General features: G+C 67.1%; 20 protein-coding genes and 1 pseudogene. 6 read left to right on the top strand and 15 right to left on the bottom strand.

Annotation, left to right across the window (positions count from 1 at the left end):
* Positions 1–284 precede the first annotated feature (284 nt).
* Together KO481_RS28075 and KO481_RS28080 are read left to right on the top strand one after the other, a co-directional pair.
* The gene (locus KO481_RS28075; protein WP_215921475.1) at positions 285–1,685 is read left to right on the top strand and encodes a hypothetical protein; all 1,401 of its coding nucleotides are present in this window, start codon (positions 285–287) and stop codon (positions 1,683–1,685) included.
* Between the two features lie 24 nt (positions 1,686–1,709).
* A complete protein-coding gene (locus KO481_RS28080) occupies positions 1,710–2,363 on the top strand; it encodes a hypothetical protein (protein ID WP_215921477.1) in 654 nt (217 codons plus the stop codon).
* A gap of 118 nt (positions 2,364–2,481) precedes the next feature.
* Here KO481_RS28080 and KO481_RS28085 read toward each other — a convergent pair whose 3' ends face one another.
* The 9 genes and pseudogenes from KO481_RS28085 to KO481_RS28125 all read right to left on the bottom strand — a co-directional run.
* The gene (locus KO481_RS28085) at positions 2,482–3,384 is read right to left on the bottom strand and encodes a class I SAM-dependent methyltransferase (RefSeq protein ID WP_215921481.1); all 903 of its coding nucleotides are present in this window, start codon (positions 3,382–3,384) and stop codon (positions 2,482–2,484) included.
* A gap of 230 nt (positions 3,385–3,614) precedes the next feature.
* Complete coding sequence (locus tag KO481_RS28090) at positions 3,615–3,914, bottom strand: YbaB/EbfC family nucleoid-associated protein (RefSeq protein WP_215921482.1); 300 nt, start codon at positions 3,912–3,914, stop codon at positions 3,615–3,617.
* Between the two features lie 37 nt (positions 3,915–3,951).
* Positions 3,952–6,357: a hypothetical protein gene (locus KO481_RS28095; RefSeq protein ID WP_215921484.1), complete on the bottom strand. Its 2,406-nt coding sequence runs from the start codon at positions 6,355–6,357 to the stop codon at positions 3,952–3,954.
* Positions 6,358–6,539: 182 nt separating this feature from the next.
* Complete coding sequence (locus KO481_RS43390) at positions 6,540–7,061, bottom strand: hypothetical protein (RefSeq protein ID WP_245401623.1); 522 nt, start codon at positions 7,059–7,061, stop codon at positions 6,540–6,542.
* Positions 7,054–7,839: an ESX secretion-associated protein EspG gene (locus KO481_RS28105; protein ID WP_215921486.1), complete on the bottom strand. Its 786-nt coding sequence runs from the start codon at positions 7,837–7,839 to the stop codon at positions 7,054–7,056. Before KO481_RS28105 ends, KO481_RS43390 begins: the two co-directional genes overlap by 8 nt.
* Positions 7,836–9,572 (bottom strand): hypothetical protein, encoded by a 1,737-nt coding sequence (locus KO481_RS45035; RefSeq protein ID WP_245401624.1) that lies wholly within the window; start codon positions 9,570–9,572, stop codon positions 7,836–7,838. The genes KO481_RS28105 and KO481_RS45035 overlap by 4 nt, the downstream gene beginning before the upstream one ends.
* Positions 9,573–9,606: 34 nt before the next feature.
* A complete protein-coding gene (locus KO481_RS28115; RefSeq protein WP_215921488.1) occupies positions 9,607–9,963 on the bottom strand; it encodes a YbaB/EbfC family nucleoid-associated protein in 357 nt (118 codons plus the stop codon).
* Between the two features lie 14 nt (positions 9,964–9,977).
* Positions 9,978–10,469, bottom strand: a complete 492-nt coding sequence (locus KO481_RS28120; protein WP_215921490.1) for a YbaB/EbfC family nucleoid-associated protein — start codon at positions 10,467–10,469, stop codon at positions 9,978–9,980.
* A 345-nt stretch (positions 10,470–10,814) separates the two neighbouring features.
* Positions 10,815–11,108 (bottom strand): annotated as a pseudogene (locus tag KO481_RS28125) (type VII secretion AAA-ATPase EccA); the annotation flags it as partial.
* 207 nt (positions 11,109–11,315) lie between these two features.
* Here KO481_RS28125 and eccD point away from each other — a divergent pair.
* The 3 genes from eccD to eccCa are packed head-to-tail and all read left to right on the top strand — an operon-like array spanning position 11,316 to position 18,256.
* Complete coding sequence (gene eccD / locus KO481_RS28130; RefSeq protein WP_245401625.1) at positions 11,316–12,776, top strand: type VII secretion integral membrane protein EccD; 1,461 nt, start codon at positions 11,316–11,318, stop codon at positions 12,774–12,776.
* On the top strand, positions 12,769–14,199 hold the full coding sequence (gene mycP, locus KO481_RS28135) for a type VII secretion-associated serine protease mycosin (RefSeq protein ID WP_215921491.1): 1,431 nt from the start codon (positions 12,769–12,771) through the stop codon (positions 14,197–14,199). The genes eccD and mycP overlap by 8 nt, the downstream gene beginning before the upstream one ends.
* Before the next feature lie 10 nt (positions 14,200–14,209).
* Positions 14,210–18,256: a type VII secretion protein EccCa gene (eccCa, locus tag KO481_RS28140; protein ID WP_215921493.1), complete on the top strand. Its 4,047-nt coding sequence runs from the start codon at positions 14,210–14,212 to the stop codon at positions 18,254–18,256.
* A 3-nt stretch (positions 18,257–18,259) separates the two neighbouring features.
* On the opposite strand, the gene KO481_RS28145 is transcribed toward eccCa, so the two are convergent.
* From KO481_RS28145 to KO481_RS28165, 5 genes are all read right to left on the bottom strand, one after another.
* A complete protein-coding gene (locus tag KO481_RS28145; RefSeq protein ID WP_215921495.1) occupies positions 18,260–19,333 on the bottom strand; it encodes a glycosyltransferase in 1,074 nt (357 codons plus the stop codon).
* A gap of 194 nt (positions 19,334–19,527) precedes the next feature.
* Entirely contained in the window at positions 19,528–21,780 is a 2,253-nt protein-coding gene (locus KO481_RS28150) for a WXG100-like domain-containing protein (protein WP_215921497.1), read from the bottom strand.
* Between the two features lie 11 nt (positions 21,781–21,791).
* Complete coding sequence (locus KO481_RS28155) at positions 21,792–22,166, bottom strand: hypothetical protein (RefSeq protein ID WP_215921499.1); 375 nt, start codon at positions 22,164–22,166, stop codon at positions 21,792–21,794.
* Positions 22,167–22,372: 206 nt separating this feature from the next.
* Positions 22,373–23,362, bottom strand: coding sequence for an acyl-CoA thioesterase (locus KO481_RS28160; protein ID WP_215921501.1), 990 nt, complete (start codon positions 23,360–23,362; stop codon positions 22,373–22,375).
* 83 nt (positions 23,363–23,445) lie between these two features.
* Positions 23,446–24,408 (bottom strand): helix-turn-helix domain-containing protein, encoded by a 963-nt coding sequence (locus KO481_RS28165; protein WP_215921503.1) that lies wholly within the window; start codon positions 24,406–24,408, stop codon positions 23,446–23,448.
* A gap of 351 nt (positions 24,409–24,759) precedes the next feature.
* Between KO481_RS28165 and KO481_RS28170 the strand changes: the two genes are divergently transcribed.
* Entirely contained in the window at positions 24,760–25,212 is a 453-nt protein-coding gene (locus KO481_RS28170) for an SRPBCC family protein (RefSeq protein WP_215921505.1), read from the top strand.
* A gap of 50 nt (positions 25,213–25,262) precedes the next feature.
* On the opposite strand, the gene KO481_RS28175 is transcribed toward KO481_RS28170, so the two are convergent.
* Positions 25,263–26,126 carry a CgeB family protein gene (locus KO481_RS28175; protein ID WP_215921507.1) on the bottom strand — a complete coding sequence of 288 codons (864 nt, stop codon included), beginning with the start codon at positions 26,124–26,126 and terminating at the stop codon, positions 25,263–25,265.
* Between the last annotated feature and the right edge of the window lie 6 nt (positions 26,127–26,132).

A 26,132-nucleotide genomic window follows, 5' to 3' on the forward strand; every position in this document is an offset into this window, starting at 1 on the left:
GTTTCAACCATGCCCGGACCGTGCTGCACGACGTAATCCCGTCCTGGCGGCCGGATTCGCTGATGTCTGAGACTCCCCCACCGAACCTCTAGGAGACCGTCCCGGCTCGCGAAATCCCTTCGCGTTCACTATCTTTATTGCATACATCGCCGTGATGGTTCCAGCGCCACGGCTATCTCGATGCACTGTCAGGAGGGCTCGTGTCGCCTGGTTCCTCAGACTCGAACGCACCGCTGGAAGTTCAGACAGATGCTCTGAGCACGGCGGGTAAGAACTTCGAGAATATGTCGGACCCCGTGTCGTCGCTCATCTCGAGCCTGACCAACAGCCTGAACGCTCTCGGCCAGCCCTGGGGCGATGACGACCTGGGTGACAAGTTCGCCAACGGCGCATCGGGATACCTCGCCTCCAGGGACTCTCTCATCGGCGCCAGCGGCGCGCTGACGTCGTTCGAGTCCGCATTCAGCATATACGGCAGTGAAATCGTCGACGCGGCCGCAGCGTTCCAGAACGGCGAAGACGCCTACGGCGAAGAATTTATAAAGGCGATCGGCGGCGCCAGCGGGAGTTCCGGCGGCGGCAGCGGGAACTCCGGCGAAACATCTAGGCAAGCCATCGAGCGCCGTGGCGGGAACTCCGACGGCAACAACGGAAACAACGCCGACGAACAATCCAGGCAAGCCATCGAGCGCCCTGGCGGGAACTCCGACGGCAACAACGGAAACAACGCCGACGAACAATCCAGGCAAGCCATCGAGCGCCCTGGCGGGAACTCCGACGGCAACAACGGAAACAACGCCGACGAACAATCCAGGCAAGCCATCGAGCGCCCTGGCGGGAACTCCGACGGCAACAACGGAAACAACGCCGACGAACAATCCAGGCAAGCCATCGAGCGCCCTGGCGGGAACTCCGACGGCAACAACGGAAACAACGCCGACGAACAATCCAGGCAAGCCATCGAGCGCCCTGGCGGAAACTCCGACGGCAACAACGACAACTCCGGCGGCAGCGGCGGCGGTAACGGCGGCGGCGGTAACGGCGGCAGCAGCAACAGCGGCAGCGGAAATTCCACGAACACGCCCAATACGACCCCCCTCACCCACAACGACGCCTACGACAACTCGGGCGGAACCGGTTCCAGCAACGGCGATACGCAACGGAGCACGGTTAACTCCACGCCCCACAGCTACGGCCCCACCGGCGCCACCGGCCCTGCCGACACCACGCGCAACAGCCCTATCGACCCCACGAGCGCCACCGGATCGTCAGGGTCCGGCAGCGGCGGGCCGTCCTCGTCCCGCGACGCACTGAACCCGTACTCCCGGAGAACCGATAATTCCAGCGGCCAGCCGAACTCCCAACTGTCCAGCGCCGCCAGCACTCCCGCGACGACCCCCGCGGACCTGGCCAAGCAGGGCATGGCCAAGGGGGCATTCCAGGGCGAGCACCTCGCGCGGTCGACCGGCGTGCCCGCGCCGCTGTCGCGCGCCGGTACGCAGGGGAACATGCCCTCCTCGTCGTCGAGCCCGGGCTCCTCCGGCGGGGGCAAGTCCTCGGAATCCGACCGCACCAAGCGCCGCGACGCCACCAAACGCACGCCCGAGCAGTCCACTCCCCCCGCGGACCCGCCCGAGGAGGATGACGATGTGTGGAAGCGTTCGGGGCGACAGCCGGACACGTGAGTTGCCACGAAAGGTAGATGACCCGTGAACCCCGAACCCGCGGAACAGAATTCGCTCACCGGCGGCAAGCGGTATGAGACGCTGCTCGAAATGTTCTGTGCCTCGGCGAATGACGTTCCGGATTTGGCCGACCGCACGCTGGTTTCCCAGGCCGCCGACGACCTGATCGACCGGATCAGCTACACGGCCACCGTGGCGGACTTTCATCGGGCGTTCGTCCGGGCGGTGAGCGCCGCGAGGCTGCCGCCGATGGCACTGGCCGCCGCGGAAAACCATTCCGAGGCAACGATTCTGCTATTTCTGGGGCGGCTGCTGGCCGAGCTGGAGCGGCGACGACCGTGGCCGGATCCGGCGCTGGTGCAGGCCGATGCCGAGGAGTGGCCATCGCTCGGCTCCAGCCTGCCGATCGCATGGATGGAGCTGCCGCTGCCGCTGGTACAGGAGGCGGTGAAGGCATCCTTCACTGCCGCGTCCGACATGGAGAGGCCGCTGCTGGTGCTGCGGTTGCGCACCGGCCAACTGGTCGGCCTGGTGGGCGAGGAGGGTCCCGAGCCGAGCCGCTTCCTGATCCTGCTACCCGATACCGAGGAACAGCAGGATCCCTCCGGGGTGATCGACTACCTGGTCGAGTACACCGGCCTACCGCTCGAGACCGAGGGGATCGGGCTGTCTCGATAATTCGCCGTGAGAACGAGGGCGCCGACTCCCGTTGATCGTGCTCGGCAGTGGGCGGGCACGGCGCAATGCGCGGTGACCGAACAGCTCGTTCGGTCACCACCTGCGGGCCGACGGACCGCTACTTCACGGTGCGGGGGTTGATGACCGTCGAATAGCGTGAACCGTTGAAGATCGCCTGGAGCTGCTCCGGAATCGGCGGCAGCGTGCGGTGGTATCGGGCTGCCAGTGCAGGTACGGTCACCGGGGTTGCCAACCAGCCGTGGGCGGTGAACCAGTCCTCGGGCTCGGCGCGCTCGTCGGCGTAGAAGAGCTCGCGCACATTGATCTCGGCCATCGGCGAGTTCTGCGTGTGCTCGGCCTGGACCTCGGCCACCTGGTCCAGGTCGCGATGGTTGCCCAGCGCGTCGAAGGCCAGGCGGGCGCCGGGTGCCGACAACCGCACGATCTGCCGGAACAACTCGTCCTGCGCCGCGCCGGGCAGGTACGGCAGCAGACCCTCCGCGGTCCACGCCGTGGGGATGGACGGGTCGAAGCCCGCGTCGAGCAAGGCGGCGAGCCAGTCGTCGCGCAGATCCACCGCGACCTCGCGCCGATCCGCGCCCGGATCCGCGCCGCTGTCGGCGAGCACCTGGCGCTTGAACCGGAGCACCTCGGGCTGATCGAGTTCGAATACGGTAGTGCCCGTGGGCCAGGGCAGCCGATAGGCGCGCGCGTCCAGGCCCGCGGCCAGGATCACCGCCTGGCGTATGCCGTCGGTGGCGGCGGACCGAAAGTAGTCGTCATAGAACTTGGTGCGCAGGGCGACCATGCCCGAGCCGAGCACCCATTCCTGTTCTCCCCCTGGATCTTCCAGCTGCCCGATCATTTTAGCGTCCCCGGATGCGAGGACGAACCGCGCGGCGTACTCGTCGCGGACCAGCGGGTCGGGCTTGACGGTCTCCAGGGCCCGGGCGGTCGCGACGCGCAGCGCGGTCGCGCCCACGCCGCTCCCGATGTCCCAGGAATCTCCCTCGGCACGCATGGCATTCCTCCGATGTGTAGAAACAGCTGTGGCACAACCTGAAACCCGACCCGGCTCGGATCGCCGGGTGCAGCGCGTGCTCGGAGCCCTGCGGAGTCACCTTGTGTGCGTTGAGGATCGGGCCCTCGGCATGACGCATTGCCATCGGTGCACGCACCACCGTCGATAGTCGTGTGACCAGCCGCATCGTCCACGTGCACAAGAGGTTTGGCAACCCGGGAGCTGGCGGGCTAATCGCTTGCCTGCGAGTTATATTCGGCAATCAGCTCGCTCCGCGCACCGAGAGCCTGCTGCGCGGCGGCTGTGACCGCGCCGAGAACCGCGCGGGTGAACTCGGCGGGCTGCATACGAGATACCGCCTCGGACAACTGGAGATCCAGCAAACGCGCGGAACCGTCCACGACCGCCGTGACCGCGCCGCCGGCCGCGGTGTACCGGACCCGGATGGCGGCCAGGTCGTCGGAGAGTTGCTGCATGCGTGTCAGCTGTGCCTGCACGGAAGCCTCCAGCCGCGCCCACTCGTCATTCATAAAGCCCACGTCCTTCCGTACCCTTGCCGGTGCGAGTTCATCGGTCGATGATCGAGCGCACGCTCAACGGATCCTCACCGATCGCCTCCTCCAAGTGCTGCTTACCGTCCAGGGCGGAGGAACGCTTGCGGTCCTTCTGCTGATTGCCGCCCTGCGCACCGCCGCCGCCCATGCCGCCGCCCATCGGCATCATCGGCGATCCCGGTGCCCCGGGGGCTATCCCGGCCCGGCTCGCCTGCTCGGCCGACTGTTGCTGATTGGTCGCGGAGTCGCCGGGGGAGGTGGCGCGGGGGAACTGAGCGGCTCCGTCGACGGAATCCTTCGACAGCGGGCTCGGACCGTTGGGCCCGACCGCGCCACCGCCACCGCCACCGGTCTTGGACAGCAGGCCGGGCAGGGGGCCGCTCGCACCCGGCATGTGGGCGAGATCGACGGGGCCCGAGACAGCGATCGGTCCGCTGTGTCCGAACGGACCGCTGATTCCGTACGGACCGCTGATTCCGAACGGACCGCTGATCAGTCCGGCAAGGCCGGAGGCGCCCTGCAACAGCGAGGACAGGTTGCTGCCTGTTGCGTCGGCGGAGCTGGGGCCCGAGGTGGAGGTGGGGCCGGAGATGCCGCCGGTGATGGTATTGGCGGGGCCGGAGGTGGAGGTGGGGCCCGAGGTGGTGGTCTTGGTGGGCGATGAGACGGTGTAGCTGATGGGGCCGGAGGCGCCGGAAGTAGTGGCGCCGGTGGGTGGCGTGAAGCTGGGGGTCGTGAAGCTGGGGGTCGTGACGGGGGCGGTGGTGACGGGAGGGGGTGGTGTGGTGACGGGAAGGGAAGTTGTGGTGACGGGAAGGGGTGGCGTGGTGACGGGAAGGGGTGGCGTGGTGACGGGAAGAGGTGGTGTGGTGGCGGGAAGGGAAGTTGTGGTGACGGGAAGGGGTGGCGTGGTGACGGGAAGGGAAGTTGTGGTGACGGGAAGGGGTGGCGTGGTGACGGGAAGGGGTGGCGTGGTGGTGGGAAGGGAAGTTGTGGTGGCGGGAGGGGGTGGCGTGGTGGCGGGTCCGGAGGCGCCGCCGGTGGTGGTGGTTGTGGTGACGGGTCCGGAGGCACCGCCGGTTGTGGTGGTGGTGGTGACAGGTCCGGAGGCGCCGCCGGTGGTTGTTGTGGTTGTGGTGGTGGTGACGGGTCCGGAGGCGCCGGTTGTGGTGGTTGTTGTTGTGGTGGTGGTGGTGACGGGTCCGGAGGCGCCGGTGGGGCCGCTGGCTCCGGTGGGGCCGCTGGCGCCGATGGGGCCGCTGGCTCCGCCGTGTCCGCTGCCGCTGGCTCCGGTGCCGCCGCTGGGTCCGCTTGCGGCGTTGGGGGTTTGGGTGCCGGGGTCGGAGAAGGAGGGGGTGTTGGCGGCGATTCTTTGGAGGCCGGGTGGGTAGGTTTGGTTCCAGTACGTTTGGAGGGTGCCGACGTTGTGGGTGGTTGAGTTGCAGCCGCTGTAGGTGTAGTAATTGCCGTCTCCGGTTTGTGCTGAGCCGGATTCGGTGGTGGATCCGTCGCTGTTGGTTGCGTCGGTGTAGTTGTATTCGGAGGGCATGTTGTTGTAGATGTCTTTGAGCAGGCTGACCAGTTCGGTGATGTTTTTACTCATGGCGCCCATGGTTTGGCCGAGTGCGGCGACCGCGCCGTTGACATAGTTGGTGACCGCGGTGGTCGCGGCGGTGGCGGCCGCGCCGGTCCAGGCGCCGGAGTTCAGGGCCTGTTGCATGTGTTCGTGGAATTCGGTGGCCCAGGTGTTCCAGGTTCCTTGCAGGGAGCTCCATTGTTTGGCGGTGGCGTCCAGGGCGGTGTTGTTGTCGTTGATGGATTGGCCGATGTGGAGGAAGTCTTCCAGGGTGAAGGAGGTGCCGTCTTCGGCCATGTCGGCGATGGTGGTGGCGTAGCTGTCGGCGCTGACGAGGTTGCCGCCGGGGTTGCCGGAGGCACCGGAGGCGCCTGAGGAGCCCGAGGCGTAGGTGGACCAGTCGGGGATGTTGCCGCCGGTGGCGCCGCTGCCGCCGTCGGGGTTGACGTTCAGTGGTGCGGGGATGAGGGCGGCGAAGTTCCCGGCGCTGCCGCCCTCGGTGTCGGCGTAGGAGTTCGCGGCAAGGACGAAGGTTTCGGCCATGTCGGTCAGGATGAGCGAGTGTTCGTAGAGGTCGTTGTAGAGGTCGGTCCATTTACCCACGAGCAGCGCGCGGAAGCTGGCGGCCGAGCCGATGGAGTCCACGGCGGCATTGCTGTTGTTGGTGAGCAGGGGTTGGGCCGGGGTTTTGAGGTTGCCGACGGCGTTCATCATGCCGGTGACACCGTTGAGCAGGGTTTGGCAGGCGTTGTAGCAGGTGGTTGCCACCTTGGGGTCGAACTGTAGAAGCCCTACCAGGGCACCGGTGAACAGGGACGGCCACGCGGAATTGTCATCACCCACACCCGACGCCCCGGATCCTCCCGACCCCCCGGATCCTCCCGACCCCCCGGATCCTCCCGACCCCCCGGATCCTCCCGACCCCCCGGATCCTCCCGACGGCCCGGATCCTCCCGACGGCCCGGATGCCCCGGACGGCCCCGGCTTATCATGCACTCCCGGCGACGGTGCTCCCTCGCTGACCACTACATACTCCCCTCGTGATCGAGCCAGCTGCGCGGCTCGTATTCATAGTTGTTCTCGGCGCCGAGTTCGGTCTGTTCCACAGCGTCCTGGGTGGGCAGGCCGAGCAGGTCCAGGGCCCGTTCGGTCAGGCCCAGACGCGTCAACTCGGCGCGCCTGGCCAGTCCGGCACGGTTGGCTGCCAGCTGACACAGTCGCAGCAGGTCCTCGGCAAGGTCGTCGAGGTCGCGACGGAGCTGCCCCGAGTCGACGTGCAGGTCCAGCAGCAGACCGGATTCGGTTGCCTTGACGACGATCTCACCGTTGCGCAGGGTGGCCTCGCCGATCGAATATGCGGTGAATCCGCTGTCCTGCGGCGTGCCGTCGGTCTCCGGCGCTGTGTGCTCGGCCGGATCGGCGCCGCCGGGATCTGCGTCATCCTCGAAATCGGCCCCGCCGCCGGGCCCCTCGTAGACGGCGGTCTCGTGGATCGCGGCTCCGAAATCCGTGGTCTCGCCGGTGTGGTACCAGGGCTGTTCAGGCACTGCGCTCGTCCTCCAACGTCTGCAGCACCGTGGCGATGTCGGTCGCGATCAGCGCCGCCAGCTGGTGCCGGTCCACGCCGACCGCGACCGGGCGGGCACCGTCGGGGATCGCATAGCGGCCGTCGTCGGCCAGATCGCGCCAATAGATGTAGCGGGTGGTGATACCCCGGGGGCCGAAAACCGAGCTGCCCTGGGATGTTTCGATGGAACCGAGCACCCGGACAGGGCAATTCAGGAATGCGGTGCTGCGCCGCTCGAGTTCCGGATAGCTGTCGTGCACCTCGGATTGCCCATACCAGTGGTCGGTGTCGCTGCGATCCGGCGGTTTCACCATGGGGATATCCGGTAGCCGGCCCGGGGCGCGCTCGGGCAGGGCGCCCACGACCGCGCCCGCGAGGCGTTCGGCCTCACCCATGGTGATCACGAATCCGCCGCTGTGCCACATGGATTCGCCGGGCAGCTGCCGGATCAGCACGCCGACCGAGCCCTGCCGTGCACCGAGCACGCGGACGCGGGCTTGCGAGTCCTCGGGATGCTCCGGATCCACGGCATGTGCAACGACCCGCACGTCGGCATGCGCCACGCGGCCGAGCGCATCGTGCAGCGAGCCGTCGAAGCGGTCCTGCAGTTCCGCCCAGGTCCGGGCGGCCAACCGGTCGCGTTCCTCGGTGTAGTGCACCGGCAGCAGTGCGCACAGCGGGGACGGCAGGCGCTCGGCGAACAGTTTGTCCCATGCGACAACCAGTTCGGCATCGCTGAGATTCCAGGTGACGGTCATCGATCCAGTACCGGGCGGACACTGCGGTCGAGCTTGCCGATTGCCTCGTCCAGATGCTCGGTGGAGTTGAGTAGATCGGAGTGCTTGCGCTGCTTCTCCTCGTCCTTCTTTGCGCCGCCACGGGAGCCACCCGGGTAGCCCGGTTCCTGCCCCTGCCCCGGCCCGGTCCGGCCGGTCCCCTCCTGCTCGGCCAGGCTCGAGCGCGGGAACAGTTTCGAGGACTGCAGGGGTTGCTGCGCTGCGGCCACGGGGCCGCCGCCGAGTCCGCCTCCCAGCCCACCGCCGAACCCGGAGAACATGCCCTTCGCATCCTTGAGCTGCTTGGCCAGGTCGCCGGTGGATGGCATCTTGTCCGACGTCGGCAGGTTGCTCGACGAGTTGCTGAGCTTGCTGAGCGGGTTCGACGGGATCTTCGGAATCGCGGATGCGGAGGTGGTCTGTGGGGTGTTGTCCGGTGGGGTGTTGTTCGGCGAGGTGGTGTTGTCCGGCGGGGTGGTGTTGTTCGGCGGGATGGTGTTGTTCGGCGGGATGGTGTTGACCGGCGGGATGGCGGTGACCGGCAGGGTGGTGGTGACCGGCGCAGTGGTGGTGACCGGTGAGGTGGAGTGCTGCGTGAGGGTGACCGGTGAGGGGGTGACCGCGGAGGTGGGCGCCAGGGTGATCAGCCTCGGTGAGGCGGTGGTTATGTTGTTGTTTGGGATCTGATTGTTGCCGGTGTTCGAGGGGCTGCCGTTCGGGCCGCCGCCGCCGTTGGCCGGCTTGCGTGTCACCTGCTCCGGTTTGGGGAGCACGACCAAATTGTTGCTGGCGTCTCCGAACGAGTTCGTGTAGTTCGTGGTGAACGCGCTCTGGTAGGGCGCGGTCGCCGCGGCGATATCGGCGGCCGTGGTCTGATGGCCCGAGCCGCTGGTGGTCGGCGGGTTGGGCGTGGGCGGCATGCTGTTCTTGGTCCGCTGCAACCAGTGCGACGTGTAGAGCATGACGTCGCCGATCTTGTTCATATCGCTGGTGAACTGCTCGGATGCGGTGGCGTATCGCTGTGTGGCGGAGATCGCCCGTGTCGCACCGGTTCCGGTCCACAGATTCGCCGCCGCGTTGATATTGCCGCGCAGCGTCGTGAAGTTGTTGGCGAGATCAATCGCCAGCCAATACCAGACACCCGCGGCATTGGCCACCGCGTGGGGGTCGATGCTCTGGCCGATCGCATACAACTGCTGCCAGTTGTAATTGCTGCCGTCCTCCGGGGTGATGCCCAGCTTTTCCATCACCGTGTCCGGATACTTCGGCACCGGTTGATTCGGGAGCAGCGCCTGCACAACGGGCGCACCGACGGGTGCGGTCCCGCTCGGATGGTCGAACGATATGCTGTCGAAGCTCGCCTTCGAGTCGGTCTCGCTGCCCTCGTATGCCTTTCCTGCCGCGACGAACGTCTTGCCCATATCGGTGAGGACGGTTTGATGCTGCCACATCCGGTCTTGCATCTCGGTGGCCATCTTCAGCTCGAAGGCCCAGGCCAGGAGGGTGCCCGATTTTGTGCCTGCGATGGTCGGGCTCGCCTGCTTGGAGTTCTTGTTGATCCAGGCATTCACGCCGACAACCGAATTCAGCATGGTCTCGACGTGCTGGGCGCACTTCTGTGCGATTCCAGGCTCCATCATCAGCTGACCGTCGCTCGCGACCGTGCTCAGGCCCGACCAGCCGATGTTGTCTGAAGTGTTCGTTCGGGGTGCCATGGTCAAACTCCCACGTGCTATGTGTGATTATCGTTCAGCGCAACTGGTCTCGCATATTTGCGATACCGCTCAGGATTTCGTCTGTCTCGATGCGCCCGGCCGGATCGGGGGCGATCGGCGCGAACAGCGCGGTAGTCTGCTCGGCCACGTCGGCCACCGCCAGCCGTGATGCCTCGGTGATCGCGGTGGCGATCTCGTCGTAGTCCAGATCGCCGATATCGGAAGAGAATCTGATGTCGATCGTGATGCCGTCGGCATTTACCGTCACAGTGACCCGGCGGCGCTCGACCGTGCCGACGCCCATCAGCCGGGTGCGTTCGGTTTGCAGGCGGTTGATCTCATCCAACCGAGTGCGGTACTGCTCGATCGTCTTGGCGGTCTCATCGTTCATTCGCAGGACTCCTCTCAGCGATCGAATGTGCTACGCCGGGACGGTCGATACTCCACCGCGTCCTCGAACTCGGCGGTCGCCGAGGCGGTCTGCCGTTCACCGGGCGGGGTCAGCGGAGCCACTGGCGGCTCGGTGATTTCGTCCCGCAGCCGGGGTGCACCCTCGATCAGATCCGGCAGTTGCGGCAGCTGGGCTCGCGCCGCACGCAGCGGGGCGAGCAGCTCCTCGCTCTTTCGCTTCACCTCCGCCGCCGCCTGCTGCGCCGCCTCTACGGTGGCCCGGGCGACCTGGCTGTAGCTGAGATCGTCAACGTCTTCGCTGAAGCGGGTTTGCACGATGGAACCGGAAGCGTTGACCACCACGGTGATTCGCCCGCGTTCCACACTGGCCGACGCGGTCAGCGCGTCACGTTGCCGACGTGCGTCGCTCACCTGCGCCATGGCACTTTGGAAGGAGTCCAGGAACTGGGTTACGTCGGTGATCAACCGATCGTTTGTTTGGGACACAACGCCTCACCACACCTTTTGATTTACTGCTGAGCAACGCTACAACGTCTTACACTGCGCCGCAAAAGATTCGCGTCGCCGTCCCCTTGCGCACCTAACATGCCGAACCCCGAAACCGCAGCAAATGACGCATTTGTCATGCCGTTATTACCGATCTGCGATGCCGTGTTATGCCGATATAACTCGAAACTTACCGGCCTCGTGTTGACTTCTGATCAGCGGCAAATATCAAGCGCGACAACGTGGTGCGGATCGACCTACGATGCGGAGGCTCCTGGTGGCGAACGAATGGCTGCGAGCCGATGCCGAGATGATGATGGAAGCGTTTACCGAACAAATGCACTGACCGATCTGGAACCGGCCGGCCAGCTGACGGAACGGCAGCCCGAGCCGGCGTTGCTCGCGCAGCAGCGCCGAGGCGCACGTCTTGTGCAGGTTGAACAGCACCTCGCGGGTCAGCTCACCAGCGGCGGCGCGGCCGAGCCAGGCATCGCACATCTCCGGGTCGAGTTCGGTGGCCCGCCGGAACGCGGCCTTGGCGTAGTCCAGATCCTTGGCGGCCTGCCGGCCATCGACCATCAAACCCAGGGACAGCACGCCCGCGTCGAAGATCTGTTGTGCTTGCCGAATGGCGGTCATGCTTGAACATTCCCTGAAGAAGGTGAACCGAAATCTCCGGCAGGCACAGGAGGTTCACATCTGGCTACCATGAAAACTGGGCCGCTACTAAGGATTTTGCCACGCCGATGGCTAAACTGCCGACCGCGCTGCAACTCTGAGAGGCGTAGCGCAGCAGCATCTGATTACTTCCAGAAACGCACGACCTGAGATGCGGGAGTTCGTCCATTGATCGAATTATCGGCCACCGAGCCACAACTGTGCCGGGTTTCAGTGATCGGCGGCAACACCCAGGTCGACATGGCGTTACCCGCCTCGATCCCGGTCGCCAACTTCATCCCGGATGTGGTATCGCTCATCGCCTCTCGCAACCCGGATCTGTCCGAGCACGACGACGGCGGCGGCGCGCTGCTGCGCGCCCAGCACTGGACCTTGGCGCGGCTGGGGCGTGAGCCGATCGAACCGCACCGGTCGTTGACCGAGGCCGACGTGTTCGACGGCGAACTGCTGGTCCTGCGCACGGTCGACACCGTGGAGGCACCCGCCCTGTTCGACGATGTCATCGATGCGGTGGCACGGCTGACGGAAAGTTCTTTCCGCGGTTGGAGTTCCGAAACCGCCGGGCGTGCCGGGCTGGCCGCCGCGATCGCGGGCAGTATCGGCGCGGCACTGCTTCTGCTGGTGACCGCCGCACAGGGCCGAGGCCTGCCGGCCGGCGGGGTCGGTCTCGGCGTGGGCCTGCTGACGCTGGTGGCGGCGGCACTCACCGCGCGATTCTATGCCGACGAGCGAGCGGCGACCGCGCTGTCACTGTGCGGGCTGGTACTGAGCGGTGCCGGTGCGGCGGTACTGGTGCCCGGCGGTGTCGGCGCCCCGCAGTTATTGCTCGGCTGCGCGGTGACCCTATTGCTGGCCGTGCTGACGCTGCGCCTGGTCCGCACCGGCAGCACCGTATTCGCGGCGGTGATCACCACCGCGGTGTTCGGTATCGCCGGCGCCGGCGCGACGACGCTGTGGCACCCGGCACTGCCGAAGGTAGGTGTGGTCGCGGTGATCTGCGCCCTGCTGGGCGTCACGTTCGCGCCACGCATCGCGGTAGCGGCGGCCTGGCTGCCGGTGCCACCGGTGCCGACGGCCGGCGGTGTGATCGATCCGCGCGACCACGAGCAGCGGCCCACCATCGAGGGCATCGGGGCGATCGGGGCGACCGCGATCCCCTCGGCCGCCGGGCTGGGCCAGCGGTCCAAGCTGGCCAACGAGTACCAGTCCGGCATGCTCATCGGGCTCGTGCTGGCGACGGTGTGCGCGGCACTCGCAGCGACCGGATCGGCCGAGCACCGCTGGCAGGGCGCTGCGCTGGCGGCCTCGGCCGGCCTGGTGCTGTGCCGGCGCGCCCGCGCCTTCGCGGACCTGACCCAGGCGGCGACCCTGGTACTGGGCGGCTGCACGATCCTGGTGGCCCTGCCGATACTGCTGGGAACCAGGCAGCACAACCTGGCTTTGTCCGCGGCCGAGATGCTCGTGGTGTTCTCGGCCGGCGCGGTGGTCGTGGGCGTCATCGGCCCGCGGGTGGAGGTGTCGCCGGTGGTGCAGCGGCTCGGCGAGATACTGGAATACCTGCTCATCTGTGTGATCGGTCCGCTGGCTTTTTGGATCATCGATATCTACAGCCTCGCTCGGAATGTTTAGCTTCGGCATCCCCGCACGCGCTGCCGCACCCCGGCTCAGGGCGGCAGCCTACCGCCTCGGGGCTGCCGCCGCGGTGCTGGCGCTCGCGACGGCAGGCACCGCCCAGGGCGTCGCACCGCCAGGAGTGAACCCCGGGGCATTGGTGCTCGGCGCCCCGGTGGCACCGCCGGATCCCACCGAGCAGCATCTGGTGTGCTCGCATCCCATCTGGACCGGACCCGCACCGACCAGCGACCCGGTGGCACAGCAGGCACTCGGGCTCAATCGGGCCTGGGAATTCAGCCGTGGTGCAGGCCAAGTGGTGGCGGTGATCGATACCGGCGTGCACAGGCACCCACGGCTGACCGTCATCCCCGGCGGTGACTACGTGTCCAACTCCGACGGCACCGTCGACTGCGATGGGCACGGCACTCTGGTGGCCGGCATCATCGCCGGCCACCCCGTCCCCGACGGCAGCGACCGTTTCTCCGGGGTGGCGCCCGACGCGGCCATCCTGTCCATCCGCCAGACCAGCCTGGCCTATCAGGCCAGGAACAGCGCGCAGCAGGACAGCCCGGGACACATGTCGGCCGGCGGCTACGGCACCGTGACCACCCTCGCCTACGCGATCGTGCACGCGGTCGACCTGCACGCGACCGTCATCAACATCTCCGAGGTGTCATGCACTGCCGTGGGCCAGAATTCGGGCGATGGCGCGCTGGGGGCGGCGTTGCAGTACGCCGCAAACCACAACGTGGTGGTGGTCGCCTCGGCCGGCAACTTGGAGAGCCAGGGCGCGTGCAAGGCCCAGAACGGCACCACCGGCTGGGATTCGGTGAAGACCATCGCCACCCCGGCGTGGTTCAGTCCGTACGTGCTGTCGGTCGCCTCGGTCGAAACCGACGGCATGCCATCCTCGTTCACGCTCTACGGCCCGTGGGTCGGGGTGGCCGCGCCGGGCAGCAACCTGATGTCGCTGGACAGCACCCCCGGCGGGACTGGCCTGGTCAACGGCACCCCGCAGGCCGACGGCACGGTCGCCCCGGTCGACGGCACCAGCTTCTCCAGCGCATTCGTCGCCGGGACGGCCGCGCTGGTGCGCGCCCGCTTCCCCGATCTGTCCGCCGCACAGGTCATCGACCGGATCGTGCGCACCGCGCACGCACCCGGCAACGGCCACGACGACCGCATCGGCGCCGGCCTGGTCGATCCGGTGGCCGCGCTGACGGCGGTGCTGCCGGCGCAGTCCGACGCGCCCGATCGCGGGCACGCGATTCCCGCACCGCCGCTACCGCCGCGGATAGACCCATGGCCGCGCCGCATCGCAGTGGGCGGCACACTGGCTTGTCTGGCCCTGCTGGCGATCGTGCTGGCGGTATCGATTCCGTTCCGCCGCGAGCGACGGCGCCCACTCGTCCTGCCGGGCGACGACGACAACAACTGAGGGAACCAGCATGACTACACAGGGTTTCGTCCGGCTGGCCCGGATCGCCCCGCCCCGCTCGCCGGGCGGCGAGGTGATCCTCGATGCGCCGCCGGAGATCACCTCACCGATCCCGAACCCGCTGTGGCAGCGGCTGATGCCGCTGGTGATGGTGGTCGCCATGCTCGGCATGATGGGCCTGATGTTCACCATGAGCGGCAAGGCCATGCTGAGCAACCCGCTGACCATGATGTTCCCGATGATGATGCTGATGTCGATGGTCGGCATGTTCGCGGGTAACCGTGGCGGCGGTGGAAAAAAAGCCGGCGAACTCAACGAGGAACGCAAGGACTACTTCCGCTACCTCGAGCAGCTGCGTAAGGACGTGCGCCAGACCGGCAAATCACAGCGCGAGGCCCTGGAGTGGAGCCATCCGCATCCCCGGGACCTGCACGCCCTCATCGGCACCCGGCGCATGTGGGAGCGCCGGCCCAACGACCCCGATTTCGGGCACGTCCGCATCGGTGTCGGCAGCCACCGCCTCGCCACCAAACTCGCCCGGCCCGAAACCGGGCCACTGGAGGATCTGGAACCGGTCGCGACGGTGGCGCTGCGCCGGTTCGTGCGCACCCATTCGGTGGTACACGGCCTGCCGACCGCGATCTCACTGCGCGCCTTCCCCGCGATCAACATCGAGGGCCCGCGTGAGCACGGGCGGGCCCTGGCGCGCGCGGTAGTGATGGAGCTGACCACCTTCCACGGCCCCGACAATCTGGCGATCGCGATCGTCACCGCCGATCCCGATGCGGTGCACTGGCAATGGGCGAAATGGCTGCCGCACCTGCAGCATCCACGGGACAGGGACGCCATCGGCTCGGCTCGGATGCTGTACGAGTCGCTGTCCGAACTGGAGACCGCACTGTCGGAGGACCTGATCGAACGTGGCCGGTTCCTGCGCAACACACCGCCCACCGCCGGGCGGCTGCATCTGGTGGTGGTGATCGACGACGGCTATGTCAGCGGTTCCGAGCGCATCATCAGCGACGCCGGCCTGGACTCGGTGACCGTGCTGGATCTGACCGCGCCGCAGACCGGTCTGGCGGTACGCCGCGGCCTGCAGCTGGTAGTGGAGGACGGGGTGATCGGGGCCCGCACGTCCGGCACGGTGGAGAAGTTCGCCGGGCCCGACCAGGTGAGCATGGCCGAGTCCGCGACCCTCGCCCGGGGGATGTCCCGCTACCGCATCGCAACCGCCAGCCAGATCGTCGACCTGGGCGAGGATATCGTCGCCGACCCGGGTCTGATGGCGCTGCTGAAGATTCCGGACGCGGCGGCGATCGATCCGGACAAGGTGTGGCGGCCACGGTCGGTCCGGGAACGACTGCGGGTGCCGATCGGTACCACCCCGGACGGTACCCCGGTGGAACTGGACATCAAGGAAGCCGCGGAGAACGGCATGGGACCGCACGGATTGTGCATCGGCGCAACCGGTTCGGGTAAATCGGAGTTCCTGCGCACCCTGGTGCTCTCGATGGTGACCACCCACTCTCCGGATCTGCTGAACCTGGTGCTGGTCGACTTCAAGGGCGGCGCGACATTCCTCGGGCTGGATCCGCTGCCGCATGTGGCCGCGGTCATCACCAACCTCGAAGACGAGCTCTCGATGGTGGATCGCATGCGCGACGCGCTGGCCGGCGAGATGAACCGTCGTCAGGAATTGTTGCGTGCGGCAGGCAATTTCGCCAACGTCACCGAGTACGAGAAGGCACGCGCGCACGGCGCCCAGCTCGACCCGCTGCCGGCGTTGTTCGTCATCGTCGACGAGTTCACCGAGCTGCTGTCGCAGAAGCCGGACTTCGCCGAGCTGTTCGTGATGATCGGCCGGCTGGGCCGGTCCCTGCGGGTGCATCTGCTGCTGGCCTCGCAGCGGCTGGAGGAGAACCGGTTGCGCGGCCTGGATTCGCACCTGTCCTATCGGATCGGCCTGCGCACCTTCTCGGCCAGCGAATCACGGCAGGTACTCGGCATCACCGATGCCTACCACCTGCCGAGCCAACCCGGCGCCGCCTACTTGAAGAGCGATGCGGCCGACCCGCTGCGCTTCAACGGCAGTTACGTCTCCGGCGCGTATGTGCCGCCGGCCTCCACGGGACCGCGGACCGGCATCGGACCGGCCGCGGCAGGCTCGGCGGACCTGTTCACCGCCGGGCCGGTGGCGATGCGCGAGACCCCCGAGACCCCCGAGACGCCGGGACCAGTGCGGGTCGAGCTGCCAGATCTGAACGCGCTGCTCGCCGAACCGGATGCGTCCGGCCCGGAACGCAGCCTGCTGCAGGTGGTGGTCGACCGGCTCGTCGGCCACGGGCGCCCTGCGCACGAGGTCTGGCTGCCACCGCTGGACATCTCCCCCACCGTGGATATGCTGCTGCCCGAACCAGATTGGCAATCTTCCGACAACCAGCACGGCAAGCTGTGGATGCCGATCGGCATCATCGACAAACCCTACGAGCAGAAGCGTGACGTGCTCACCGTCGACCTGGCCGGTGCGCAGGGCAACGTGGCGGTGGTGGGCGGTCCGCAGTCGGGCAAGTCCACCACGCTGCGCACCATCATCATGGCCGCGGCCACCACCCACAGTCCCGAGCAGGTGCAGTTCTACTGTGTCGACTTCGGCGGTGGCACGCTCGCCGCACTCGGCGGCCTGCCGCACGTAGGTTCGGCCGCCAGCCGGCTCGAGGTCGACCGGGTACGCCGCACCGTGGCCGAACTCGTCACGCTGCTCCGGCAACGCGAGGCCCGATTCCTGCGGCTGGGCATCGAGAACATGCGCGAATTCCGCAGGCTCAAGGCCGAACTCGCCGCCAAGCCCCAGTCGGAGCGGGCAGCGGATCCGCTGGCGGAGGACCTGTTCGGCGACGTGTTCCTGGTGATCGACGGCTGGGCCGCGTTCCGCGAGGAGTTCGAGGCCCTCGACGGACATGTGGTGTCGCTGGCGGCCCGCGGCCTGTCCTACGGCATCCACGTCATACTCGGAGCCAGCCGCTGGGCGGAGATCCGTCCGGTGATCAGGGATCAGATCGGCACCCGCATCGAGCTTCGGCTGGGCGACCCGTCGGACTCCGAGATCGACCGCCGGGCCGCGGCCGGGGTTCCGCTCAACCGGCCGGGCCGCGGCATGGCCAGCGGCAGACTGCACATGCTGTTGGCCCTGCCCCGGTTGGACTCCGACTCCGACCCGGAGACTTTGTCCGAGGGCGTGACCGCGGCGAAGGCGGGGCTGACCGAGATGTACGGCGAGCGCCGGGCGCCCGACGTGCGCATGCTGCCGATGCAGATCCCCCGCGAGCAGGCGCTGGCCGCGGCGCGCGAGCTGGGCGTGCAATTGGATCACAAGCATCTGCTGATCGGTCTGGGCGAATCCGAATTGCAGCCGATGGTGCTGGATTTCGAGGAACAACCGCATCTGATGGTGTTCGCCGATGTGGGCTGCGGCAAGACCACCCTGCTACGCAATATCGCGATGGGGATCGTGGAGAACTCGCATCCGAACGATGCGCGGATCATCCTGGTCGACTACCGCCGCACCATGCTGGGCGTGGTCGAAGGACCGCATCTGGCCGGCTATTCGACCTCGGCGCAGACCTCGATCGGGACGCTCAAGGAGGTCGCGGGCTTCCTGACCAAGCGCATCCCCGGCTCCGACATCACCCCGGCGCAGCTGCGTGAGCGCAGCTGGTGGACCGGACCGGAGGTGTATGTGATCGTCGACGACTACGACATGGTGGCCTCCAACAATCCCCTGCTGGCGCTGATGGATCTCATTCCGCAGGCCCGCGATATCGGCCTGCACGTCATCATCGCGCGCCGGTCCGGTGGCGCCGCCCGGGCGCTCTACGACAACGTGCTCGGCCCGATGAAGGACATGTCCGTCGACGGCATCCTGATGAGCACTCCCAAGGACGAGGGTGTGCTGCTCGGCGACGTCCGGCCCGCCAAGTACCCGCCCGGCCGCGGCATGCTGGTCTCGCGCAACCGGGACCTGGAGCTTGTCCAGGTCTGCTACCTGCCGCCGGTATGAGGCTCAGAAGGCGTTGAATCCTTCGCCCCACAGGGTTTCGAGGCGACGGAAGTAGCTGTCGTACTGTTCGGCGACGACATCGGTGGAGAAACGGGAGATGGCGTAGTCGCGAATGGCCTGGTAGTCGAGTTTGTCGGCGGCATCGGCGGCATCGCAGAATTCGCGCAGTGTGCGGCAGCGGAAGCCGGTGACGCCCTGCTGCACGGTTTCGCTGAAAGCGCCCCAGTCCGTGGTGATTACCGGGGTACCACAGAGCATCGCCTCGACGTGGACACCGCCGAAGGGCTCCAGATACAACGACGGCACGAAGACCGCCCGCGCCCGGCTCATCAGCTCGCCGCGCCGTTGGGTATCCACGATACCGACGTATTCGCCGAAGTCCGGGGGTGTGCCCGCACCGGCGACGATCAGCTTCCGGTCCAGGGCGCGGCAGGTGTCGACGGCTATCTGAATACCCTTGGCCTCGACCAACCTACCGATGAACAGATAGTAGTCGTCCTTCTCCGCGGAGAACGGGAAGTCCTCGACCTCGAAGTAATTCGGGATCACCGCGTCGAAGAAGCGTCCGCGGTCGCTCATGATCCCCGGCAGCGTGGTGTGCGCGCCGTGTACCGCATGCATCCACGCGTAGCTCTCGAAGACGCGGTGCTTGGCGAATACGCCGCTGTAACCGATGCCGAATTCCACGGTGATCATATCCGGGAAGGCACCGCCGATGGTCTCCTGGCAGGTCCCGCCGATGATGCAGATGAAGTCGCGCGGCTCGGTACGCTTGGCGATTTCGGCGATCGCCCGGTGATTGGTGACCACCCAGTGCTTGTCCTTCGTACCCCAGGTGATATTGATGGGGCCCTCGAAGAAGTCGTTGTGGCCGAACCACTCCAGCTGCTCCTGTTTGGTCACGATGGTGATCAACTCTGTACAGGCGGCCTCGTTCTCCTGCGAGGCGTAGAGGAACACCTCATGCCCCATCGCCATCATCATGTCGCAGAACCGGCGCACCTTCTGCGTGTAGGCGCACGGCGAGTAGTGCTTGGTGGTCTGCGTGTGGGGCAGATTGACAACGTGGAAACGCATCGCGGGCACCGTATCTCGATCGGATCAGTGGTCATGGGGTGCAGGTCCGGCGGCAGGTTTCGCGACAGCACCGCTCCGATCACAGACTGGTCCACGATCTGCCTCGGCGCAAGTTTTCGAATCGCCTCATGCCTGGAACAGCGGCTCGGCAGACCGACCTCAGGGGCCGTGCGCCTTCTCCTGCACGGTCCCGCTCACCCGGGCGCGTCGCGCGGATTACCCGAATCGGTTGCGGGCCACCGCTCGGCGCCGGCCAGGGTGGACAGTATGCCCCGATAGAAATCAGGTGCGGCGTCAAGGTCGGCGCAACCGTTCGGGTGATCTCCGCCGCCATCGGGTCCGGCACCGCCGCCGGAACCACCGCCCGCATGCGGACCGGTACTGGGTCGGCTGTCGCCCGGCCACGACGACGGGGCAGCGACCGCGGTGAAGCCCGCCGGCTCCGCATAGGATTCTTTGTGTTGTTTCGGCCGGGTCTTGGCGCGCAAACTTGCGCCCTGCTGCGTCGTCTGGACGTTGCGGGCCAATTTGCTGTCCAAGGCGTTCGATGCACGCTGGTGCGCGGCAGCGAGTTCCGCACGCTCTGTGCCCTGACACTCGGCACGTTGCTCCTGGGTCTCGTTCGGGCGCTGCGGTTCCCGCTGCTGCCGCTGTTGCAGCCACCTGCTCGCACGGTCCTGCGTTACGCCGAGATCATCGCGCTTGCCCTGCGCCTCGGAGTCGCGCTGCTGACTGCGGAACTGGGACAGCCGGGCCTGAGTCTTATTGTGCGCCAAATAATCCTGATGATCCTGGTGCGGATTACCCTGCTGCTCGGGCAGATGCGACAGGTGCTCGTCCGTAGCCTGCCGATCGCCGCCCGAGCCGATCCGGACCGTGCACGTGGCACCGTCCGTGCCGGTGGTGGTCTCGGTGCCCAGCGCATCCTGGGTGACAGCGACGCCGCCGGCACGGGTGGTGGTCACCAGGCCCTGTTCGGTGGTCGTCGACACCGGATTGCCGGCGGCGTCGAGCTCGGTGGTCGTCGTGGCGCCGGCGCGTGTGGTCTCGGAGGTGCCGGTACCGTCGGGCCGTGTGACGGTCCGCGTGACCGAACCGTCTCCCGCCGAGGTCTCGGTGATAGTTCTGCCCTGGTCGTCGGTGGAGGTCCGGGTGGTGGCGCCGGCGCGCGTGGTCGTGGTGACGCCGTCCGGACCACGGGTGGTGACGGCACCGTCGCCGCTGCCGGTGGTGACCGTGGTGGTGCGGCCCGTCGTGGTGGTGCGGCCATCAGCGGATCGCGTAGTGGTCGGTCCCCTCAGGCCGTCATCGGGGTTGACATCGGCGCGGTCCGCCCCCGCACCGGGCGCCTTCAGGCCGAGCTCACCGACAGACCCCTTGGTCGTGCCGACCGCGGCGCCGCGCGCGACGCCGCCGATCAGGCTCGCACCCCACCCGCTCGGATCGAGCGAACCGGTGTATGCCAGGTCGGACACGATATTTCCGGCCACCCCGCTGGCCAGACCGCCGAACGAACCCGCGAACGCGCCGCGCACCCCACCGGCCAGCCCGCCGGATACATCGGCACCGAACACGCCCACCGCCAGCCGGTCGAAATTCTTGGCAGCGAAATTTGCCAGCGGCACCCCCGCCAGGGTGCCCGCGAGCGAGGCCGCCGCCGAGACGCCGAGCTCCTCCCAGTCGAGCCCCTTCTTCTTCCCCTCGGCGATCTGTATCAGCTGCACCGCCAGATCCTGCTTTACCGAGAACACCATGGTGTCCAAGCCCTTGTCCCACGCCAGCTTCGGCAGATACGACACCACATCGGCGACGGTATCGCCGGCCACGTCGCTGATCGCCGTCGCCGCCCGGTTGCCCACGTTCTCGATCGACCTCACCACAGCGGCCTTGGTATCACTGAGAATCTGTTCCGCACGGACGATGAACGGCGCGAATTCGCGCAGCGCATCGATCAGCCGCTCTACCCAGGCCGCGATCCGGCCGAAGGTCTGCTCCACCAGCTGTTGCACAAATAGCCGGGTGGCCCCGATCGCACTGGCCTCCACCGCCGGAGCCGTCGGCGGGAACAGCCAGGCCATCATGATCTCGTAGCCCAGCATGACCAGGGAGACGATGATCGTCAGCTTGGTGGCCTGCAGTTGCGTTCCGGTGCCGGTGCACGCGGTCGCCGCCTGCGCCAACTGATCGGCCAGATCGGCCAGCGAACCCGTACCCTGTTCCAGCTCACCGAATGACTGCGCGATCTGATCGCTGCCCGTTCCGCTGGGATAGGCGGCCGCGGTATCGCGCTGCGCCTGCTCAACGGCCGTGATCAGGGCCCTGACCTGGTCGGCCGCCTGCTGCCAGGCATCGCCCATCGCCCAGAGGCCGTCCTCATCGCCCTGCGGCCACGGTGCCCCGGCGATGTATCCCAGCCAGGACAGCTCGGGCGGCAGGTATAGTCCCACCCCTGCGCCGTTCAGGCCGCCTGGAATGTGTCGACGGCGGTCTGCTCATTCTCGTTCGCCTGCTGCACCGTGGCCGTCATCCCGTCACCGAAGGATCGCAGGGTGGCCGCGAGCCCCTGCGCGCCGGGCTTCGCGCCGGTGGCGGTGGTGGCGGTGCCGGAGGCGGACCCGTCGCCGATCAGGTTCTGCTTAACCGCCAGATACCCCGTGGTGCCGTTGGCGAACTTGTCCCCGTAGCTGTCCTGCCCCCACGGTGTGCCGACAGAGGCCAATGTGTTGAACAGCGTCTGCACGATGGTATCCATATCGCCTGCCAGCGCATACATCTCGTCGGCAGCCTTACTCAGCCGATCCGGCAGCACCTCGACCGTGCCCGCAGTGCTCATATCAACTACCTCCTGGCCCAGCCTCCGGCGACCCTCGAATACTGCTTCCACCTCACTGGAACCGGATGACCTCACGGTGACAGGCAGACCAATGCCGCGGCAATGCTTTTCGAAGCCACGGAACTTCCACCGCCGACCACTTAGCCAATCATCCACGACCCCAACCGAATCCGTCGCGGCCTCCGTCCTTCGAAGGCTGCGGCGGGTCAGGCGGTGTGGGCGGGCACGCGGAAGTAGCTCGGTTCGATGCCTGCCGACGTTGCGCTCACGGAGGTGAACGGCTCTGCGGAGCTTCGCAGCTCGATGAGATGCCGCGCGTGTGCATCGAGGTCGTGGTCCTCGGCGGTGACGGGCTGCCAGGCGCGGACGGGCCGGGCCTTGCCATCGTCGTCGAGGGCCACGACCACGGCCAGGCCGTGTGCGGCGAGTGCGGGTTCGTCCGTCTGGTTGTCGGCCGAGGTCACGTGCACGCTGATGTGCATGCTGCGCGGTCCGGTGTGTATGAGACGAGCGGTGATCTCGACGACGTCGCCGATCGCGATGGGCCGGTAGAAACGGATGCCACCGAAGTACGAGGCGAGCACGTGTTGTTCGGCCCACCCCGCGCCGCACACGTACGCGGCCTCGTCGATCCAGTGCATCGTGCGACCGCCGTGCACCCGCCCGCCCCAGTTGATATCCGACGGTGCGGCCAGGAAGCGCAGCGTCGCGCTGGGTGCGGTGCCCGCGCTGGTGTAGGACTGCCCGGCCATCGCGTCCTCGATGTGTTTGCGAACCGAAATCCGTACTCGCGCTTGCCGACTGCGTTGTTGCTCGAGAATTGTCGATGGAACCCATTGCGGCACTTCGACGGTTCGGCGATCATCGTCCACGGCGACGAAGATCGTCAGGCACTGGGCGGATTGCACCGGCTTCACCCGGGTGGGATCGGTCGAGTACACCGTCACCAGAATGTGCATGCTGGTTCGTCCCGTATGCACGAGATTCGCATGCAATTCGACCAGTTCACCGACAGCGATCGGCCTGTCGAGGTGGATGTTTCCGACGTAGGCCGTGACGCAGTATCGGCCGCTCCACTGGGCTGCGGCGGCGTAGGCCACCTTGTCGATCCACTCCAGGAGTTTGCCGCCGTCGACCGACCCCACGATGCCCGCGTCGGCGGGCTGGACCAGAAAACGATGAATAGCGCAGGACACTGTCGAATCCGTTCGGGCAGAAGTTTGCGCATGTGCGCTGACCCGACGCCATTGTCGGATAGCACGATAAACGGAGGATGGTGTTACGGGCGAGTAGTTCGCTCGCACTCACGGCGTGCCCATATCGAGCGGGTGTACTCGGCGGGGGTTCGGCCGTAGGCGCTCTTGAAGACTCGGATGAAGTGGCTGCTGTCCGAGAACTGCCAGTGGGCGGCGATTTCCGAGATGCTCGGCCGGTCGGGCGATGCGGTGAGGGCGCGTCTGGCTTCTTCCAGACGGCGGCGGCGGATGTAGGCGGTCACCGGTTCTCCCGCCGAGGCGAACGCGCGCTGCAGGGTGCGGATCGAGACATTGAGTTCGCGGGCCAGCGTTGTCGTGGAGAGGCCGGGATCGGCGAGCCAGCGGTCCGCGAGGTCCCTCGCCGCCTGGGCGAGCGCGGGAGCGAGCTGGGGTTCCGCGTCGTCGAACCCGCCCAGGGCGACACCCTTGATCAGCTCGAGCAGGGCGCCGTTGGCGGCGTGTATGCCGGCCGGACCGAGATCCGGCATCGTGGTGCGGACCATGTCCGCGTAGGCCACCAGCAGGCGGATCTCGGTCGAGTCCGCCGGTCCGGTGATCATCCGGTCCCGAAGCATCGGCTCGAGCGGGGTGGGGGGCATGACGGTGATGATCTTCGCCGTCGTGTGCGGCGCCGTTTCGAAATGCGTCGGCTTCCGGAGATGCTGGAGCAGGAACTGCCCGGCCTGTATGGTGTGCTCGCCGCGATCGGACCGGCCGTCCAGCGTCCAGGCGCCGCGCGACACCAGGTGCAGCTGGACCTGCCCCTCGACGCCCTCGACCGGACGCGTCGTGCGGATCGTCGATGCGCCGTGGATGTCCACCATCGTCAGCTCACGCATCCGGACCGCATGAGCCTTGATCCGGAAGTCACCGACCGTATCCGGGGTGAAGGTGGGAAGTGCTCGTCCCCCGGGGAACCGTGCCTCCCATCTGTGCCGGTTCGAGTCGAAGGAACGCGGCGGGGCGTCCGGCGGCGTGGAGTCCATGACGAACTCCTCTCGCGGCGCACTCGGATCCGATTCGCGGTACCCGGTCGAGGAACGATCAGGGCTGAAATCTGTCACTGCGGTTATAACCTATCGTCACTGAAAATCGGTCCAGCACCGGACAACCCGAGGCCGCTCGCGCTGTTGCCCACTGCCACAACCCGATCGGCTTCGGCGCAAATGTCCTGTCCGTGTGGCGCTGTGGTTCAAGCGCATGCCGTGCTCGCTTACGTACCGTAGGACAGTAGCCGAACGAGCGGTGTCGAACGCTGCTGGACGGGCGAGAATGACTGTGAAGCAAGAGAATTCCGGTCGCGCGAAGGCTTCCGGGCGAGGCGCGAGGTAGGTTTCATGACGACAGTCGAGGTCCGGCACATGATGGCCGCCGACCCGGAGACCGTGTACGAACTGATCGCCGACGTGACCCGGATGGGCGAGTGGAGTCCGGAGTCGGCGGGCGGCGAGTGGCTCACCGGCGAACCTGGCGCCGTCGGATCGACCTTCCGCGGCGACAATCGGCGTCCGTGGATCAAGTGGAGCACGATCTGCACGGTGACGGCGGCCGACCCCGGAAAGCGCTTCGCCTTCGCCGTCCACGCCTCGGGTCGGCCGGTGTCGGCTTGGGAATTCGAGATCACCGCGCAACCGGGTGGGTGCGAAGTCATCGAGCGATTCACCGACCGGCGCGACCTGTTCTACAAGATGACCTCGGTGGTCACCACCGGCTTCGGGCGCCGCTCGGTGCGCAACCGGCAGACGATGGAGCAGACGCTGGCCGCGCTGGCGCGCTTCGTCCGGCGCTGACTCCCCTCTCAGCGCCAGCGCGAGCGAAGGTCACTGCGTGGGAACGTGCCTCAGTAGCGCGGGCCCCAGGCACCTGCCAGCGGGTCGAGTGCCTCGGCGGTGTGCAGGACACCGGCGAGGATATCGGTCGTGGGGCGACGGGAGATGGCCGCGAAACCCGCGGCCTCCAACTCGGCTCTGGCCGCATCGTCCCGGACGAGGTCGACGCAGGCGTCCACCAGCTGGGGATACGGGACGGCGGCGATGCCGCCGCCCAGTTCGTCGTCGTCGTCGTCGCTGTGGCCGACCTCGGCGACGACCGCCTTGCGGTTGCTCAGCAGATATCCGACGCGCACGGTTTCCAGCACCCGGTATTCGGTGAGCGCGTGCAGGTTCAGCACCACCTTGGCACTGCCGATGATCTGATCCAGCGCACTGCCGTGGATACCGTGGCCGACATGGATCGTGCGCAGGCCCGCCCTGCGTAGCGCGGACAGAATCGCGAGCCGGCGCTGGGTGCCGCGGCCGTAGAACAGCACGTCGACCTCCTGCTCGGGCATCGAGGGGACACGCTGCAGACACGGGTGGTGGCCGATGGGCACGTAATGCGCGTGCACTCCCCGCGCGCGCAGTTGCTCGACATTGAGCCGCGAATAATCCCATACGACATTGGGCCGCAGCGCATCCAAGGCGACATGACCCATCCGCAGGGTATGTCCGCACACCGGCTCCAGCTGATAAACGACCGATCTATCGGGGAATCGCTCCGGCGCGACGTAGTGCCCGAACACCACATCGATGTGCTCGGGAGCGTGCCCGCCGGCGTTCGTGGTGGTGTAGCCGAGATCGCGCAAAGCGGCGTCGACGCCGGTAACCACGTCGTCGAAGGCCGGTGTGACCAGGCTCGGATCCGCCAGTGTGACATTGAATTGCATGATCAC

The organism is Nocardia albiluteola (assembly GCF_018860155.1).
Taxonomy (GTDB): Bacteria; Actinomycetota; Actinomycetes; order Mycobacteriales; family Mycobacteriaceae; genus Nocardia; species Nocardia albiluteola.

What these genes read in the sequence shown, in the direction of transcription:
- KO481_RS28075 (WP_215921475.1), top strand. Translation starts at nt 285, where the DNA reads ATGTCGGACCCCGTGTCGTCGCTCATCTCGAGCCTGACCAACAGCCTG.
- KO481_RS28085 (WP_215921481.1), bottom strand. Translation starts at nt 3,384, where the DNA reads ATGCGTGCCGAGGGAGATTCCTGGGACATCGGGAGCGGCGTGGGCGCG.
- KO481_RS28090 (WP_215921482.1), bottom strand. Translation starts at nt 3,914, where the DNA reads ATGAATGACGAGTGGGCGCGGCTGGAGGCTTCCGTGCAGGCACAGCTG.
- KO481_RS28105 (WP_215921486.1), bottom strand. Translation starts at nt 7,839, where the DNA reads ATGACCGTCACCTGGAATCTCAGCGATGCCGAACTGGTTGTCGCATGG.
- KO481_RS45035 (WP_245401624.1), bottom strand. Translation starts at nt 9,572, where the DNA reads ATGGCACCCCGAACGAACACTTCAGACAACATCGGCTGGTCGGGCCTG.
- KO481_RS28115 (WP_215921488.1), bottom strand. Translation starts at nt 9,963, where the DNA reads ATGAACGATGAGACCGCCAAGACGATCGAGCAGTACCGCACTCGGTTG.
- mycP (WP_215921491.1), top strand. Translation starts at nt 12,769, where the DNA reads ATGTTTAGCTTCGGCATCCCCGCACGCGCTGCCGCACCCCGGCTCAGG.
- eccCa (WP_215921493.1), top strand. Translation starts at nt 14,210, where the DNA reads ATGACTACACAGGGTTTCGTCCGGCTGGCCCGGATCGCCCCGCCCCGC.
- KO481_RS28145 (WP_215921495.1), bottom strand. Translation starts at nt 19,333, where the DNA reads ATGCGTTTCCACGTTGTCAATCTGCCCCACACGCAGACCACCAAGCAC.
- KO481_RS28155 (WP_215921499.1), bottom strand. Translation starts at nt 22,166, where the DNA reads ATGAGCACTGCGGGCACGGTCGAGGTGCTGCCGGATCGGCTGAGTAAG.
- KO481_RS28165 (WP_215921503.1), bottom strand. Translation starts at nt 24,408, where the DNA reads ATGGACTCCACGCCGCCGGACGCCCCGCCGCGTTCCTTCGACTCGAAC.
- KO481_RS28170 (WP_215921505.1), top strand. Translation starts at nt 24,760, where the DNA reads ATGACGACAGTCGAGGTCCGGCACATGATGGCCGCCGACCCGGAGACC.
- KO481_RS28175 (WP_215921507.1), bottom strand. Translation starts at nt 26,126, where the DNA reads ATGCAATTCAATGTCACACTGGCGGATCCGAGCCTGGTCACACCGGCC.